This is a genomic window from Geobacillus sp. C56-T2, from assembly GCF_007829715.1.
In the GTDB taxonomy this organism is placed as follows: Bacteria; Bacillota; Bacilli; order Bacillales; family Anoxybacillaceae; genus Geobacillus; species Geobacillus icigianus.
Genome location: NZ_VJWB01000001.1, coordinates 2,154,321 through 2,170,809 on the forward strand (window position 1 = coordinate 2,154,321; position 16,489 = coordinate 2,170,809).

The following is a 16,489-nucleotide window of genomic DNA, read 5'->3' on the forward strand; positions in this document are numbered from 1 at the left end:
CCGCGTTGTTGAAAACCGCTTCCCCCGTCAAAAAAAACGGGGAGCATCCCCCTGAACCACCCGTTTATTCCTCGGGCTGCCGCGCCCGTTTTTCCTCTTTTTCCCCTTTGTATTTCCGCCAGCCGGCGTACGTCAACGTCAACACGATCATTCCGCCGGTTGAAATCATGACCCAAATCAGCGACGGGTCGGCCTCGTCCTTTTTCACTCCGGCAAACAGCGCCTCAAGATCATGGCGCGCGGCCGAAAGCCGCTCGCGCCGCTTCGTTTCATCGGCTTGCCAAAACGCGGCGGCTTGCAGCGCTTCGAGATCGTCATCGACTTTTGTCGCCACTTCGGGCGGAACGTCAATTTTCACGCTCGGTTCGATCAACGTGTAGCGGTCAACCAGCTGGCGCACCGCAGCGGCATATGCCTCTTTTTCGCCGCGCTCCGCCGCTTTTTCCATCGCCGCCAACGCTTCCATCACCGCCGGCTCCATCTCCGACCAAAGCGGCTGGTAGGTTGAATGGATGGCATCAACGACAAGGCGAAATTGGGTGACCGCCGCCACCTTGTCTTCCGCCGAGATCGGCGCGCTCATCGCCCTGACCGCCTGTTCGTGCGTCACGGTCACCGCTCGCAGTTCATCTGCTGATCTCAATCGTTCCTTCGCCCCTAACGCGAAAAACCGTTCAGAGAAATAGCGGAGCACTTCTTGCGCTTCAGCGAACCGCTCATTTTTGGCCAATTGCAGCGCCTCGTCGGAAATATCATCTAATTTTTCCCAATCGCTCCGTTGCCCCGCCGCATCGACGGACACCGACCATAAAAAAGAGAGCGACAACAGCAAGGCCAGCCCGATTCGTTTCATCATCGTCCCTCCTCCATTCACTACTACAATGTATGAAGGAGTGGACAAGAGTAGACCAGCCAAGTGTCGTAAAGCGCCGCCCGTCTTTTCGCCGCAGCCCTCCGCGGCCGGCGGGACGGAGAGCTGCCCAACGTCGGCTCAACAAAGAAAGCGGAAAAACCGATCATCCACCCCATTTGCGAAACAAGCGGGTGGAGCGACATGAACCTTAGCCGGAAAGGTTGATCGTTCTGCCGAAAGAACGACCGGAGCGTCACCCCCGCTAGGCGCCGCGATCGGACAGACAGAGCCGACGGCGCGGCTGACGGATGCCGAGCCAATACGCGCCGGCAAGGGAAGCGATGCTCAGCCAAAACGTGAAATAACCGATGACATCGGCGTAATTCGCCAACATCTGATAGCGCGGCATCATGCCGAAAACGTAGTCAATGACGTCATTATGCAGCGTCCAGACGGCAGCCAACGCCAAATGCGATCGACGGAACCGATAGAAAGGAGCGTATACGATCCCTTCGACCGCCATCGCCCCGTGCGAGACAATGAGCAGCCAGCCCGCCCAGTCAAGCGTGCCGGTGACGCGCCAGACGAGCACATTCATGACGACCGCCCAAATGCCGTACTTGACGAGTGTCACCACGGCCAGCGCTTCGAACAGCGGCACCCGCCGGCCGAGCAGCCAAGCGGCCAGAACGAGAAGAAAAAAAAGGCTCGCCGTTGGGCTGTCAGGCACAAACGGTAAAAACAAAGGGGGCGTATCGGCCAGCTGATACCTATACCAATAATATCCATATGCTGTACCGGCAGCGTTGACGGCAAAGAGCAGCCAAACGACCGACCGGGAAGCGAGCAGCGCATAAAGCCATGCCATCATTCGCACCTCTCCTCGGTTTGATCCGGGCACGAAAAAAGCTGACTAACGCGAGTCAGCTTTTCCGGACCGAACCCATTATTCCGCTTTTAAACCAGCGATGAATTCCGCCATTTTTTTCAGCTCTTCATCCGTGCCTTTAAAAATGCCCGCCGGCATACTTCCTTGTCCTTCTTTAGCGATCTTCGCGATCTCTTCTGCCGTCAAGCCGGTGCCAATGAGCGATGGACCAGCGCCACCGGATAAGTTTTGCCCGTGGCATGACGTACACGTATTCGCTTGGGCGATTTTGTACCCTTCGGCGTTCGTGTCAATTTCCACTTCCGCACGAATTTTCCCTTGTTCAGCCGCTTTTTCCCAGTCGTGCGTGACGACCGATTCCCATGTCAAATAAACGATCGCCGCCAGCGTCAAGAGCATCATTCCTGTTGCCACTGGGCGCTTCCACGGACGACGCTCCGGACCGCGATCCAAAAACGGCGCTAAGAGCAAAGCAGTAAACGCGAGCCCCGGCATGACGATCGCACCGATGACCGTATACGGACCGGACGCATACGAATATTTGAGCAATTGGTATAAGAATAAGAAATACCAGTCAGGCAGCGGTATATACGTCGTGTCCGTCGGGTCGGCGACCCGTTCAAGCGGCGACGGATGGGCGACCGTCAAGCATAAAAAACCGATCAGGAAGACCGAACCAACGAGCCATTCCTTAAGCAAGAAGTTCGGCCAAAACGCTTCCGTTTTCCCGGGATATTCCGAATAGTCCTTTGGAATATTCGGTTTTCTCGCCGCGGGAACGCGGGAATCGCCGACGAATTTCATTCCTTTTCCGCGATGCATTGCGTCGTTCCCTCCTTTTTTCTGTCACCTGCAAACGCTAGGCCGACCGGATCATAGCGGACCGGAAATGCCTTGTCTGCGGATCATTAAGAAGTGCGCTGCCATTAAGCCAAGCAAAGCCGCCGGCAAGAAGAAAACATGAATAGCAAAGAAACGGGTCAACGTTTGTGCGCCGACAATTTCCGGATCTCCGGCCAACAGCGTTTTGATTGCCGGGCCGATGAGCGGTGTTGCCTCTGCAATTTGCAGACCGACCTTCGTCGCGAACAGCGCTTTCATATCCCACGGCAGCAGGTAGCCGGTAAAGCCGAGCCCCATCATAACCATGAAAATCAATACGCCAACGATCCAGTTCATTTCGCGCGGCTTTTTATATGCTCCTTGGAAAAAGACGCGCAGCGTATGTAAAAACATCATGACGATGACCAAGCTCGCTCCCCAATGGTGCATGCCGCGTACGATTTGGCCGAACGCTACTTCGTTCTGCAAGTAATACACCGACTCCCACGCATTTTTAATATCCGGAACGTAGTACATCGTCAAAAACATGCCCGACAAAATTTGAATGACCGTAACAAAAAATGTCAGCCCGCCAAAACAATACACGAAGGCGGAAAAATGGTGGGCCGGGTTGACATGCTCCGGAACTTCGTGATCGGCAATATCCCGCCACAAAGGCGTAATATCCAAGCGCTCGTCCACCCAATCATACAGCTTGTTTAACACGCATTACGCCTCCCCTCTCGGTTTCGCCTTGCCTAAGTACAGCTTGCCATCTTTCACTTTAAATTCATAGCGATCAAGCGGAGCTAACGGCGGCGTCCCCGGAACGTTCGTGCCGTCTTTCGTATAAAGCCCGTAGTGGCACGGACAGAAGAAATGATTCGGATTGCTTTTGTCCGTATTCCAGTCGACCGTACAGCCAAGGTGTTTGCAAACCGGCGACAGGGCGATAATGTCTCCTTTTTCGTCCTTGTACACCCAAGCAGATCTTGGCTCTTCCGCTTCATACCAAGCGTCTTTCACCTTTACTTTGAAGTCGAAGCGCTTCGGCTCTGTCGTGATTTCGCTGACGTCAGCCACCGCGACCATATCCGTTCCCGCTTCGTCTTTCAAAAGCGGATCAAAAGCAAAGCGAAGCATCGGCATGAGCATCCCCGCGGCCATAAAGCCGCCGACGCCGGTCAACGTGTAGTTCAAAAACTGACGTCTCGTGACGCGATGTTTGTTGTCGCTCATCGTTTTCCCCCCTCTATGCAAGATCAAGTCCGCACCGGACGATTGTATGTATAACACATATGGAAAACTAGGACATTCTAATGATAGCGCAATCGTCCGGCAAGGTCAATATCGCAGCTGGCAAAACGTCCGACTGCCGTGTTTACTCTTGCGCCCAGCGGCCGACAAGAAAGCGGAGCAACCCGGCGGCCTGCTCCCTAATGAGCTCATGCTTGTACGATGCCTCCATGCTTTCGAGCGGAACGGACGGAACGAACCAAACGCGGTCGGCTTCGTCCCCCTCTTGCCACGAACGATCGCATGTCACATAGACGGAATGCGCCATTCCTTCCCGTCCAAGCCGCCTTGTCCAATCGGAAAGCCGTTCGCGAAGCACGGAGCGCGGTTCATCGACAAAATACACAAACGGCGGCAACAAAAACACCCGCCCGCGGAGCTGCCGCTCAGCTTCAGCGGCGACAAGCCCGACCAGCTCCCCGCCGGAGGCGAGCCGTTTCGCCTCTTGGTCAAAGGCCAGCGGCAGCAGCGGAACGAGCGCCGTATCGATGTACCCGCGCTCCTTTTCATACACGTTGACGTCTTCACTGATCCATTTCATATGTGCTCCCCTCTGTCCGAAAAGTGGATTTCTTGTTATCAACATATCACATTTTTCGGCAAAAGAAAAACCTTGCCGATGGCAAGGTACTACAGTTGATTCAACTCGTCCGTCAGGCGGCGGAACGCCTCTTCATCGCGGCGGTCGAGCGCTTCATCGATCCATTTCATAAGCCGATCGCGCCGAAACTCGTAAATGGACCGCTCCAAAAACTGTTCGGCTAGGCGCTGGTCGTTTTCGCTCACCTGTGCCTGCCTCGGCGCGTACGGGTTTTCCTCAAGGACGGCAACGTATTGCGGTGAGTGAAAAGAAGCGCGAAAATTGAGCTGAATGTAAATATCTTCGTCGCGGTTCAGCCGAATGTCATGAAACGACTTTTCCGCATCGGTCGTCATCACATTGCCTTTATAAAACCGAAACGGCACATCGTCAACGCAGTGGGTCGACATCACGATGCCGCGCGGGCAATATTGGGCGTTCTCAACGAAATGCACCTTTTGCATCAGCTGGTCATGGCTCATCAAATAGTTCAAAATCCAAACACACTCGCGCCGCTTCAACTGGTAATGGCTTAAAAACCAACGGATAAACTCCTTTTTTTCATTGACGGACACGTGTGTCATTGTGCGCTTCCCCCTCGATCGGTTTCCAAAAAAGAGGTTGGGCCACCGCTTCTCCCCTACTCCTCCAGTTCCAACAGAACGTCAGCCGCCTCAGTGTGCGTTGGGTCGAGGCGAACGATTTGTTGAAATATTTCTCTCGCCGCCGCTCGATTTCCTTCTTCGATGAGAAAATATCCATACTCTTCGAGAAAATCGATGTCGTGTTTAAAGAAATTATATGCCTCATTGTAATGGTTTAATGCATCTTCATACCGCTCAAGCCGGTGTTTGGCGCGCCCTAAATCCCATTCGAACTGCGGGTCGTACTCACCGTCGGCCATCGCCCCTTCCAACAGCGACACGACCTCCTCATAGCGCTGTTCGTTTCGCCAAAGCGCCGATAAAACGATGAGCGCCTCGATGTAGCCCCCATCGATCTCAAGCGCTTTTTTCAAGTGTTCCTCCGCTTCCTCCGGCTTGTTGAGCTTGAGCGCCAGTTTGCCGGCGTAAAGGCGGAGCTCTTTATTCCATTCATCGACACCAATACCCTCAAGCGCCGTCTCATAGCTCTCGGCGAGCCGCCCTTCCTGCTCATACGCTTTTGCTAGATGAAGGTAAAGCGGGCTGTAGTCGGGGTCGAGCGCCTTTAAGGCGCTAAACTGCTCGATGGCCGTTTGCGCATAGCCGGCCTGCAAGGCGGTGAACCCATAAGCGAACAACGTCCGGCTGTCCGTTTTTTCCCGAAGCGCCTCTTGATAATACGGAAGCGCGGCTTCGAATTCGCCTGAGCGGCTGAGCGCCTCAGCGATTCGCTCGGCGATCAAGACGCCGGCCAGCTCCGTTCCTGTTTTCCGCACTTGCTCATAAAGCGGCACGCTTCTCGCGTACTCACCTTGGGAAAAATAGAGCTCAGCGAGCGCAAATTGCACGATTGGCTCATGAGGCGCTTTTTCATAGGCTTGGCGCAACTTTCGCTCGCTCACTTCCGTCAGCCCCTGCATTTCGTACAAATCGGCAGCCAGCAAGCAGGCGCGCACGAACTGCGGATCGTCCTCGCCAATCTCTGCCAAAATGGCAAGCGCATCGTCTTCCGCTTCCAATTCCGTATACACTTCAGCCAAAAACAGGCGAATATCGCCATCATCCGGGTAGCGGGCGGCGAGCTCTTCAAGCAGCTCTTTCGCTTCTTCCGGCATCCCTAAGCCGTACAAATAGTCGGCAAGCGCATACTTTTCCTCATCATTTCCGTATTGTTTCACCTTCGGCACGAGCGCCAGCGCTTGATCGATGTGGCCGTTTTCCACAAGCCGAATGATCTGTTCGACGCGTGTCATGCTTCGTCAGCCCTCTCCTGCAGCAAGGAGCGCGAATCCACTTCGGTCTGAGGCCCCTTGCTTGTTCAAATTATGTACCGTTCCAACCGGAACATCCATTATCATAATCGACAACGGCCGTTTCGGCAACCAAACCGCTCACCGATCGCCATGTATCCGCTTTCAAAAAAGAAGTGGAGAAGCCCGCCCTCTCATTGACAACATATGAGGGAACAGCGCCAAATAGAACCGCCCGCCCGCTCGAGGCGGGGGGCGGTCACAACAAGGAACGAAGATCGGCAAAAAACGTTGGGTAAGAGACGGCGACCGCCTCTTTCCGGTTAAGGCGGACCCGGCCTTTCGTGATGCAGGCAGCAATGGCGAGCATCATGCCGATCCGATGATCGCCGTGGCTGTCGACTACAGCGTCATCGGCCACCAGCGGCGTTTTCCCGCGGATGATCATGCCGTCATCGGTCGCTTCAATGTCGGCGCCAAGCTTTTTCAGCTCGGCCACGACCGTATCGATCCGATTCGTTTCTTTCACCTTCAACTCGGCAGCATCGCGAATGACCGTCGTCCCTTCCGCTTGCGTCGCGAGCAGAGCGATGATCGGGATTTCATCGATCAATCTTGGAATCAGATCGCCGCCAATATCGACCGCCCGCAGTGTTGACGTGCGGACCGTTATGTCGGCAACCGGCTCGGTCTCCTCGTTGCGGACGTTGTCAATGGCGAGATCCGCGCCCATTTGCGCAAGCACGTCGAGGATGCCGGTCCGCGTCGGATTGAAGCCGACGTTTTTCAGCGTAATTTCACTGTTTGGCACAATGGCGCCGGCGACCAAGAAAAAGGCGGCCGATGAAATGTCGCCGGGAACGTAAACGCGCGTCCCCTCTAAGCGCTGCGGACCCGCTATGGAGACGGTGAAGCCGGCGACGTCCACCCCGCCTCCAAACAGCCGAATCATCCGCTCCGTATGGTCGCGCGAACGGTGCGGTTCCGTGACCGATGTCACGCCGTCTGTGAACAAGCCGGCAAGCAAGACGGCCGATTTCACTTGGGCGCTTGCCACCGGCGAAGCGTAATGAATGGGGCGGAGCGCGCCGCCGCGAACGGAAAGCGGCGTATAATTGCCTCCCTCGCGCCCGTCAATGTGCGCCCCCATCTCGCGCAGCGGCTTCGTCACCCGGCCCATCGGCCGCCTAGCGATCGATTCGTCGCCGACCAAGCAGGCGTGAAACGGCTGGCCGGCCAAAATGCCGAGCAAAAGGCGCGCCGTCGTCCCGGAGTTGCCGACATCGAGCACCGCGGCCGGCTCGCGCAACCCGCCGGGGCCGACTCCTTCGACAACGACGGTCGTCCCGTCTTGGCGAATGTCAACGCCGAGTTTGCGAAAACAATCGATGGTGCTCAAACAATCCGCTCCGGGCAAAAAGTGTTCGATTACCGTCCGCCCGGAAGCAAGCGCGCCAAGCATGACGGCGCGATGGGAAACCGACTTGTCGCCGGGCACTTCAATCGCGCCCCGGAGCGCTGAGACGTTCGTTGGCAGCTGCATCAAAACCCCTCCACTATCTTTCATCGTTGCCTTGATCGGCGGCATCGCGCTATCCCTCATAGGCGGCATAGCTCGTATGTTGGGCGAGGCACGCTTTCGCCCGCGCCCGGTCCTCCTCGCTTTGAAAGCTGAGGCGAAGCACGCCGTAAATTTCTTCGCGCGTTTCAATAATGCGAATGTTGGTGATGCTGATGTTTTCCTTCGCCAAGTAGCCGGTCACCTCGGAAATGACGCCCGGATAATCCGGCACATCGACGTACAGATCATAGAAGGACGGGATCGCCCCTTTCGTGCGCGCCGGCAGCCCGTCGCGAAATTGCTTGGCTTCTAGAAAGTAATGGTAAATGGCCGGGCTGTTTTCTTCTTCGACAAAGGAACGCAACTTTTCCATCTCTGCCATCCATCGGTCAAACAACGTCAGCATCTCCTGCTTATTATGGATCAAGATATCGCGCCACATTTCCGGATTGCTTGACGCAATGCGAGTGATATCGCGAAAGCCGCCGGCCGCCAGCCGGCTGACAAGCGCATTTTCACACTCGTACTCGCGCGCCTGATGGACAAGGCTCGCCGCGATCAAATGCGGAAAATGGCTGATGACCCCGGTGATGCGGTCATGTTCCTCGGGCGTCAAGATGACGAACTGGGCCTTCGTTCCGGAAAGCCATCGTTTCAGGATTTCGACCCGCTGCACCGCCACCTCTTCGGTCGGCGTCAAAATGTAAAACGCATTTTCGAACAGATGAGCTCTAGCCGCCGCCACCCCACTTTTATGCGATCCGGCCATCGGGTGGCCGCCGATGAAAGCTACGCCGCGTTCAAGCAGGCGGCGCGCCCGTTCGACGATGCGCCGCTTTGTGCTGCCCACATCCGTCACAATGACGCCCGGCTTCAGCCGCTCAAGCGGCATCGAGGATAGCAGCGCCTCTGTCTGCATGACCGGGGCGGCCAAAACGATCAAATCGGCCCGTTCGTATGCCTCGGTCAATGAACCGGCGGCCTCATCGATGACTTTGAGCGAACGGGCTAGGCCGAGCTGCCGCTCATCGATGTCATACCCAATGATCACCGCCTCCGGATGCGCTTTTTTGATGGCGAGCGCCATCGATCCCCCAATCAAGCCAAGGCCGACAATCAACACGTTTCCTTCCAATCGTCCCACCTACTTATGTAAACATGCGCCTGCCGCCTCAAAAAGCGGCAGGCATGTTCTTCCGAAAGTTCGCCATCAAGCCTCTAGGCGAGCTGTGCTTCCCGCAGCATCTCCGAAAGAAGCGTAAACACGCGATCGTTTTGCTCTTTCGTGCCGACGGTGATGCGCACCCCGTTCGGCAAGCCAAGCGCGCGCCCCGAGCGGACGATCACGCCCCGCTCAAGCAAGTAGCGGAACACCTCATCGCCGTCCACTCCAACCTCCATAAACAAAAAGTTCGTTTGCGACGGATAATACTTCAGGCCGTTCTCCTCGCAAAAGCGATAATACCGCTCAAGCTCCGCCCGATTTCGCTCAACGCAGGCGCGGATGAACGCCTGATCGTCAAGAGCGGCGACGGCGGCAGCTTGGGCGATGGTGGAGGTGTTAAACGGTTCGCGCGCCGGTTCAACGGCGCGAATGAGCGACTCGTTGGCGATGCCATAGCCGACGCGGAGCGCGGCAAGCCCATACGCTTTCGAGAACGTGCGCATAATGACAAGCTGTTCGTACTCGTTCAACAGCGGAACGGTCTGCGGATAATCGGCCGCTGTGACGTACTCATAGTACGCCTCGTCCAAAACGACAAGCACGTGCGGCGGCACACGGTCCAAAAAGGCGCGCAACTCCGTTTCGTTCACGTACGTGCCGGTCGGGTTGTTCGGATTGCAAATCCACACGATGCGCGTATGGTCATCGATGGCCGCCAGCATCGCCTCTAAATCGTGCCGGCCGTCAACGAGCGGCACTTCGCGCACGTCCGCCCGTTCGATGACGGCGTTGTGCCGGTACTGCGGGAACGTCGGCGTCGCCATGACCGTGTTCGCACCCGGCTCCAGGAAGGCGCGGCAAACGATTTGCACGACTTCATCCGAACCGTTGCCAAACAGCAGCTGTGTTTCCTTGACACCGAGATGCTTCGCCACTTTTTCACGCAGCGCACGGGCATAACCGTCCGGATAGAAGGCGAGGCGGTCGAGCTCAGCGGCGATGGCCGCTTTCACCACCGGCGACGAACCGTATGGATTCTCATTGGAAGCTAGTTTAATAATTTCGGAAAGGCCGTACTCCCGCTTCACTTCTTCGATGGATTTTCCCGGCTGGTACGGGGAAAGCCCCCGGAGCGATTCCTTGACTTGCATCGATCGCCAACTCCTTCATTGGAACTTTTCGCGCGAAGAACACGGTTCGCGCAGCGGCGCGGCGAGCGCGCGAGCATAGGCCGCAAACTCAGCGATGGCCGCTTCCTTTTCCCCCGGAGCCTGCAGGCGTTCAAGCAGCTGTTCGACTTTCTGGACGAGCGCGCTGCCAACGACAACGCCGTCGCATTCGCGCTTGAGCACCGCCACTTGCTCGGGCGTGGAAACACCAAAACCAACGACAACGGGCACGCGGCTATGCCGCTTGACTTCACCGAGAAAATCGCCAAGCGTCTCGGGCAGCGTCTCGCGCACACCGGTGACGCCAAGTGAAGAGACGCAGTACAAAAACCCTTCAGCCGCGGAAGCGATCCGCTCGATCCGCTGCTTCGACGTCGGAGCGACGAGCGAAATGAGCGGCAGGCCAAACCGCTCGCCAAGCCGACGGAGCGGCGCGCTTTCCTCAAACGGCAAATCAGGGATGAGCACGCCGTCGGCGCCATTTTCCCGCGCTAAAGCAAAAAAGGATTCTTCTCCTAATTGTAACACAGGATTATAATACGTAAAGATGATAATCGGAATTTTGACTCCTTTTTTTCGCATCTCGGCGACGAGATGAATGGCTTTCGGCAGCGTCATTTGTCCGGCGAGCGCCCGAGCGGCAGCCCGCTGGATCGTCGGTCCATCGGCGAGCGGATCGGAGTACGGCACGCCAAGCTCGAGGACATCCGCCCCGGCGTCTTGGAGCGCCAACGCAAGGTCGACGGTCAAAGCGGCGGTCGGATCGCCGGCCACAAGAAACGGGATAAAGAGCGGCGGATTAACGGACAACAACGCCTTCACCTTCCTTCCCACCGAGATGATGCATCATCGTCTGCACATCTTTGTCACCGCGGCCCGACAGGCAAACGAGCACCGTCTCATCCGGGGTCATCCGGCGGGCGAGTTCAACCGCTTTTGCCACCGCGTGGGCCGATTCGATCGCTGGAATGATCCCTTCTGTTTGCGCCAGCAGTTGGAACGCGGCGATCGCTTCCGCATCGGTCGCGCTTTCGTAGTCGACGCGGCCAATGCTCGCCAAATACGCGTGTTCCGGACCGACGCCGGGATAATCCAAGCCGGCGGAAATCGAATACGGTTCGAGAATTTGCCCGTATTCATCCTGCAGCAAGTACGTCATCGCCCCGTGGATGACTCCTTTCGTCCCTTTGGTAATGGTCGCCGCATGGTGCGGAGTGTCGATCCCTTTGCCGGCCGCCTCGACACCGACGAGACGGACGTCATCTTGCAAAAACGGGTAAAACATGCCGATGGCGTTGCTGCCGCCGCCGACGCAGGCGACGATCACATCCGGAAGCTTTCCTTCGCGGGCGAGAAACTGTTCTTTCGCTTCATCGCCGATCACGCGCTGAAATTCACGCACCATTTTCGGATATGGATGGGGACCGACGACCGAACCGATCATATAAAAGTGGTCATCGCAATGAGCGACCCAGTAGCGGATCGCCTCGTTCGTCGCGTCTTTCAGCGTCCGGTTGCCGCTTGACACCGGCACGACTTCAGCGCCTAACAGCTTCATGCGAAACACGTTCAGCGCTTGCCGCTTTATGTCCTCTTCCCCCATAAAGACGATGCAATCCAAGCCGAAGTGAGCGGCCACGGTCGCCGCCGCTACCCCGTGCTGCCCGGCGCCGGTTTCGGCGATCAGCTTTTTTTTGCCCATCCGCCGCGCCAAAAGCGCTTGACCGATGGCGTTGTTGATTTTATGGGCGCCCGTGTGGTTTAAATCTTCGCGCTTTAAATAAATTTTCGCGCCGCCCGCCCATTCTGTCAAATTCGGCGCGAACGTCAGCGGCGTCGGCCGCCCGGAATACTCGTGCAAAATGCGCACATATTCGCTCTGAAACGACTCGTCGGCTAACGCGCGGTCAAGCTCTGCTTCCAGTTCCTCAAGCGGACGCATGAGCGTCTCCGGAACAAATTTACCGCCGAAATCGCCGAATCGGCCGTATTCATTTGGAACGTGTTCCCTCATCGAAGCCACCTTCTTTTCGTTTTTGTCGGCGGAAAAAAAGCTGCCTGCTAACGGGCCGTTGCCGCAACGGCGCGGTTTCGCCTCGCGGCACGGGCCCCCGTCACTCCCCTTTTTCCCCGCAACATCGTCTGACCTTGTGTTCGATTCGCTTCATCTTGGACGGATCTTTGCGGCCGTCTGTTTCGATGCCGCTGCTGATGTCGATGCCGTCAGGACGATAGGCCGCAAGCCGTTCGACATTGTCCGGAGTAATGCCGCCGGCGATAAAGCACGGCACGCCTTGGCGCGCCGCCTCTTCCAAATAACGCGGCACCGCCTCCCAATCGAAAGTGACGCCCGTGCCCCCCCATGCGCCGGCGACGCGGCTGTCAACGACATAGCCATCGGCAAGGCCGGCATACTGTTTCATCGCTGCAAGCGCTCCGTCACCATGGTGAATCGCCTTCCAGACCGGGAGGCGCACCGCCTCTTTCACCGCGGCCAGCTCCGCTCGATCCTCCCGCCCGTGGCATTGAATGATATGGAGCGGGAGTTCGCGGACGACAGCCGCGATCCGTTCGACCGGGGCGTTGACAAACACGCCGACAAGCTGTTTCGCCCCGAGCGCCTGACCGTCGAGCCAACATCTCACTTCCGCGGGCAACACTTTCCGCCTGCTCTCAGCAAAAATAAAACCGAGATAGTCAGCCCCGCTTGCCAAGGAAGCCTGCACGTCCTCACGGGATCGGTTTCCGCAGTATTTCAAGCGGATCATTCTCATCTCCCTCTCCAAACAGCCGGTAAACCGCTCGCTCCACATCCGGCTGGCGCATGAGTGATTCACCGACGAGCATGGCCTGCGCCCCATACGATTCCACCGTCTTTACATCGCTGTAAGAGCCGATCCCGCTTTCACTGACGATGACGCACGATGACGGAATGAGCGGGGCAAGCGTTTTGGTCGCCTCAAGCGTCGTCACAAACGTGCGCAAATTCCGGTTGTTAATGCCCACCACTTCGGGCGTAAACCGTTCAAGCACGCGCTCTAGCGTTTCTTTCTCGTGCACTTCGACCAAACATTCCAGCCCACGGTCATACGCTTCTCGATAAAGCGACTCCAACGCGTCAACAGAAAGAGCCTCGCCGATTAGCAAAATGGCATCGGCCCCAAGCCGGGCGCTTTCCTCCACCTGCCGTCGGTCGATGATAAAATCTTTGCGCAGCACCGGGATGTCGACCGCTTCTTTGACCGCTTGCAAATAGCGGCGGTGCCCTTGGAAATATCGTTCATCCGTCAGCACGCTGATGGCGTCGGCCCCGGCGCGCTCATACGCTTTGGCGATGGCGACCGGATCAAAATCGGCGCGGATGATCCCTTTTGACGGCGACGCTTTTTTCACCTCGGCGATCAACCCGAGCGCCCGCCGCGGCCGTCGGAGCGCCGCCGCAAACGAGCGGCGCTTCGGTTGTGGCAGCGGTTCCGGCCATACGAATGTGTCCAGTTCGCTTCGTTTCGTCGCTAAGATTTGTTCAAGCATCGTGCACCACTTCCTTCGTCCGCAGCCGCTCCAGCTGGGCGTAGGCGGTTTTGGACAAAATGGCGTCTCTTGCCATCGCCGTCCCGGCGGCGATCGTTTCGGCCTTGCCGGCGGCGTACAGAGCGGCGCCGGCATTCAATGCCACCATGTTTACAGCGCTGGCTGGAGCCGTCCCTTCCATAACGGCCTGAAGCAGGGCGGCGCTTTCTTCCGGATTGCGGACTTGCACATCGGCGAGCGCGCCGCGCGGAAGACCGGCATCTTCCGGGGCGATGACGAAACGGCGGATCTCGCCGTTTTTCAGTTCGACGACATCGGTTTCCGCGGCAATGCTGCATTCATCGAGACCATCGCGGCCGGTGACAAACAAGACGTGTTCGGAACCAAGGCGGCGCATCGTCTCGGCCAGCTTCTCCGCATAATGCGTCGAGGAAACGCCGATGACTTGCCGCTTGCAGCGCGCCGGGTTGGCCAGCGGGCCGATCAAGTTGAACACCGTGCGGAAGCCGATTTCCTTCCGCGGCCCAGCGGCGTGTTTCATCGCCGCATGATACAGCGGAGCGAACAAAAACGCCAATCCTGTTTGATCCAATGCCCGCTTGGCGGCCTCCGGCGACGATTGGATATCGATGCCGAGCCGCTCCAACACATCGGCGCTGCCGCTTTTCGATGAGACGGCGCGGTTGCCGTGCTTCGCCACTTTGACCCCGAGCGAAGAAACGACGATCGCGGCGGCGGTAGAGACGTTGAACGTCGCCGCGCCGTCTCCGCCTGTGCCGCACGTGTCAATGACCTCATCACCGGCGTCAATGGCCGTCATTCGATCGCGCATCGCCCGCACAAACCCGACCAATTCATCCACCGTCTCCCCGCGCACGCGCAACATCGACAACAAACTGGCGATTTGGCTGGCGGTCGCCTCCCCCGCCATCACCGCATTCATCGCCGCGTACGCTTCCGCTTCGGTCAGCGTTTGTCCTTCTGCGCACTTTCCAAGCAGCTCTTTTAGCATACGGTCCTCTCCCCCTTGACAACGAATCGTTCCGCTTGTTCGATCGCCTTTAGTAACGCGCTAGCTTTATTGCGCGTTTCTTTCCATTCGAGTTCCGGAATCGAGTCAGCGACGATCCCGGCGCCCGCCTGCACGTAAGCGCAGCCGTCTTTGACGACCGCCGTCCGAATAGCGATGCAAGAATCGATGTTGCCGTCAAAGCCGATGTAAGCCATCGCCCCAGCGTACAGCCCGCGGGCAGTCGGCTCGAGCTCCTGCAAAATTTGCATCGCCCGCACTTTCGGCGCCCCGCTGACCGTCCCGGCCGGAAATGCGGCAAGCAGGGCATCGATCGGATGAACGTCGTCCTTCAGCTCCCCGACGACTTTGGAAATCAAATGCATAACATGCGAAAACTTCCCAATCTCCAGCAAAACCGGCGTTTCGACCGTTCCGAACTTCGCGACGCGGCCGATATCGTTGCGCGCTAAATCGACGAGCATGTAATGCTCGGCCCGCTCTTTCGGGTCGCGATACAGCTCATCGGCAAGCGCCGCATCTTCCTCCGGCGTCCGGCCGCGCCGCCTTGTCCCTGCGATCGGGTCGATTTCGACGCGCCGCTTTTGCACTTGAATAAGCTTTTCCGGCGAGCTGCCGACGATTTCCGTTCCATCCATGCGAAAGTAAAACATGTACGGGGACGGATTGATATGGCGGAGCAGGCGGTAAATGGAAAATCCACCCGCTTGCACCGGCACGGAAAACCGTTGCGACAGCACCGCTTGGAACACGTCGCCGGCGGCGATATATTGCTTGACTTTTTCAACATCGCGCAAAAATTGATCTTTGTCGTAATTGGACACCACCCCGGCAAACGAAACGGCGTCTTTGACTTCTTCCGCCGCCGGCAGCAGCAGCCGCTCGCTTTGCTCTCTTGCCGCTTTCGCCGCCAAGGCGTCAAGCCGCTTCTTTGCGGCGCTGTACGCTTCGATTCGCTCTTGTTTCGTTTCCCCGCCGTTCAACCGAATGTAGTGAATGAGGGAAAGTTCGCGTTTTTGATGGTCAAAGACAAACAGCGACTCGCAAAAGACGAAATAAGCGGCTTTCATGGCGACATCGCGATGGCGATGGCGCGGCACTTTTTCGATGGCAGAAATCAAATCATAGGCTAAAAACCCGACCGCGCCGCCAGCAAACGGTGCCACCCCGACAAGCGGCTTGACAGCGAGCGTCCGCTCGACCCACTGAAACGCCTCTTTCAGCGTCGGAGCCGTCATGCGCTCCATGCCGGTTTCGTCCTTGACTGTAAACGTCTCCCCTGTTTCGCTTTCAAGAGTCAAAAACGGAGAAACACCGATAAAGGAATAACGCGCCCACGGCGATTCATCATCTTTGCTTTCGAGCAAAAACACCGCTTCATCACGCAAATTGTGAAACACGCCAAGCGGTTCGATGACATCGGCCAAAAATTTGCGCACAATCGGAATGGTGTGAAACTTGTCGGCGTCCGCCAAAAAAGCGGCCAACTCATCGGTAGACATCTCTTCTCCTCCCCTCCGGACAGCCGGGTGGAGAATGAGGGTTTATGAGGCGAAATGTGAGGAAAGAAAAGCCCAAAGACGGTCGTCTTTGGGCAGATGATCGCCAATCAAAGCAACCTCACCTCGGCTAAACTCGCTCATTCTCATCTACCCTGCGCTCGTTCTCTGCTCATGCTCTGCTTCCACCGCCCGCGCCT

The 16,489-nt window shown here is 57.3% G+C and carries 17 protein-coding genes; all 17 read right to left on the reverse strand.

Annotated features, from left to right (window positions below):
• Positions 1-64: 64 nt before the first annotated feature.
• Positions 65-853, reverse strand: a complete 789-nt coding sequence (gene ypjB / locus GC56T2_RS10675) for a sporulation protein YpjB (RefSeq protein ID WP_144975059.1) — start codon at positions 851-853, stop codon at positions 65-67.
• A 262-nt stretch (positions 854-1,115) separates the two neighbouring features.
• Positions 1,116-1,721 carry a lipoprotein heptaprenylglyceryl N-acetyltransferase LhaT gene (gene lhaT / locus GC56T2_RS10680; RefSeq protein ID WP_144977257.1) on the reverse strand — a complete coding sequence of 202 codons (606 nt, stop codon included), beginning with the start codon at positions 1,719-1,721 and terminating at the stop codon, positions 1,116-1,118.
• Between the two features lie 78 nt (positions 1,722-1,799).
• Positions 1,800-2,564: a menaquinol-cytochrome c reductase cytochrome b/c subunit gene (locus GC56T2_RS10685; protein WP_144975061.1), complete on the reverse strand. Its 765-nt coding sequence runs from the start codon at positions 2,562-2,564 to the stop codon at positions 1,800-1,802.
• Positions 2,565-2,615: 51 nt separating this feature from the next.
• Positions 2,616-3,290: a menaquinol-cytochrome c reductase cytochrome b subunit gene (qcrB, locus tag GC56T2_RS10690; RefSeq protein ID WP_011231676.1), complete on the reverse strand. Its 675-nt coding sequence runs from the start codon at positions 3,288-3,290 to the stop codon at positions 2,616-2,618.
• Between the two features lie 3 nt (positions 3,291-3,293).
• Positions 3,294-3,803, reverse strand: coding sequence for a menaquinol-cytochrome c reductase iron-sulfur subunit (qcrA, locus tag GC56T2_RS10695; RefSeq protein WP_144975063.1), 510 nt, complete (start codon positions 3,801-3,803; stop codon positions 3,294-3,296).
• 142 nt (positions 3,804-3,945) lie between these two features.
• Positions 3,946-4,401 (reverse strand): YpiF family protein, encoded by a 456-nt coding sequence (locus GC56T2_RS10700; RefSeq protein ID WP_144975065.1) that lies wholly within the window; start codon positions 4,399-4,401, stop codon positions 3,946-3,948.
• A gap of 89 nt (positions 4,402-4,490) precedes the next feature.
• Complete coding sequence (locus GC56T2_RS10705; RefSeq protein WP_033021302.1) at positions 4,491-5,024, reverse strand: ReoY family proteolytic degradation factor; 534 nt, start codon at positions 5,022-5,024, stop codon at positions 4,491-4,493.
• 56 nt (positions 5,025-5,080) lie between these two features.
• Positions 5,081-6,337, reverse strand: coding sequence for a tetratricopeptide repeat protein (locus GC56T2_RS10710; RefSeq protein WP_144975067.1), 1,257 nt, complete (start codon positions 6,335-6,337; stop codon positions 5,081-5,083).
• A gap of 256 nt (positions 6,338-6,593) precedes the next feature.
• Entirely contained in the window at positions 6,594-7,877 is a 1,284-nt protein-coding gene (aroA, locus tag GC56T2_RS10715) for a 3-phosphoshikimate 1-carboxyvinyltransferase (RefSeq protein WP_033844948.1), read from the reverse strand.
• Positions 7,878-7,926: 49 nt separating this feature from the next.
• Complete coding sequence (locus GC56T2_RS10720) at positions 7,927-9,030, reverse strand: prephenate dehydrogenase (RefSeq protein WP_144975069.1); 1,104 nt, start codon at positions 9,028-9,030, stop codon at positions 7,927-7,929.
• Positions 9,031-9,113: 83 nt separating this feature from the next.
• Complete coding sequence (hisC, locus tag GC56T2_RS10725; RefSeq protein ID WP_144975071.1) at positions 9,114-10,211, reverse strand: histidinol-phosphate transaminase; 1,098 nt, start codon at positions 10,209-10,211, stop codon at positions 9,114-9,116.
• 15 nt (positions 10,212-10,226) lie between these two features.
• Positions 10,227-11,051, reverse strand: a complete 825-nt coding sequence (gene trpA, locus GC56T2_RS10730) for a tryptophan synthase subunit alpha (protein ID WP_144975073.1) — start codon at positions 11,049-11,051, stop codon at positions 10,227-10,229.
• Positions 11,029-12,243: a tryptophan synthase subunit beta gene (trpB, locus tag GC56T2_RS10735; protein ID WP_144975075.1), complete on the reverse strand. Its 1,215-nt coding sequence runs from the start codon at positions 12,241-12,243 to the stop codon at positions 11,029-11,031. The genes trpA and trpB overlap by 23 nt, the downstream gene beginning before the upstream one ends.
• 100 nt (positions 12,244-12,343) lie before the next feature.
• Positions 12,344-12,997: a phosphoribosylanthranilate isomerase gene (locus GC56T2_RS10740; protein WP_144975077.1), complete on the reverse strand. Its 654-nt coding sequence runs from the start codon at positions 12,995-12,997 to the stop codon at positions 12,344-12,346.
• A complete protein-coding gene (gene trpC / locus GC56T2_RS10745) occupies positions 12,960-13,760 on the reverse strand; it encodes an indole-3-glycerol phosphate synthase TrpC (RefSeq protein ID WP_144975079.1) in 801 nt (266 codons plus the stop codon). Before trpC ends, GC56T2_RS10740 begins: the two co-directional genes overlap by 38 nt.
• Positions 13,753-14,772: an anthranilate phosphoribosyltransferase gene (gene trpD, locus GC56T2_RS10750; RefSeq protein WP_144975081.1), complete on the reverse strand. Its 1,020-nt coding sequence runs from the start codon at positions 14,770-14,772 to the stop codon at positions 13,753-13,755. The genes trpC and trpD overlap by 8 nt, the downstream gene beginning before the upstream one ends.
• Positions 14,766-16,292, reverse strand: a complete 1,527-nt coding sequence (trpE, locus tag GC56T2_RS10755; RefSeq protein WP_144975083.1) for an anthranilate synthase component I — start codon at positions 16,290-16,292, stop codon at positions 14,766-14,768. The genes trpD and trpE overlap by 7 nt, the downstream gene beginning before the upstream one ends.
• Between the last annotated feature and the right edge of the window lie 197 nt (positions 16,293-16,489).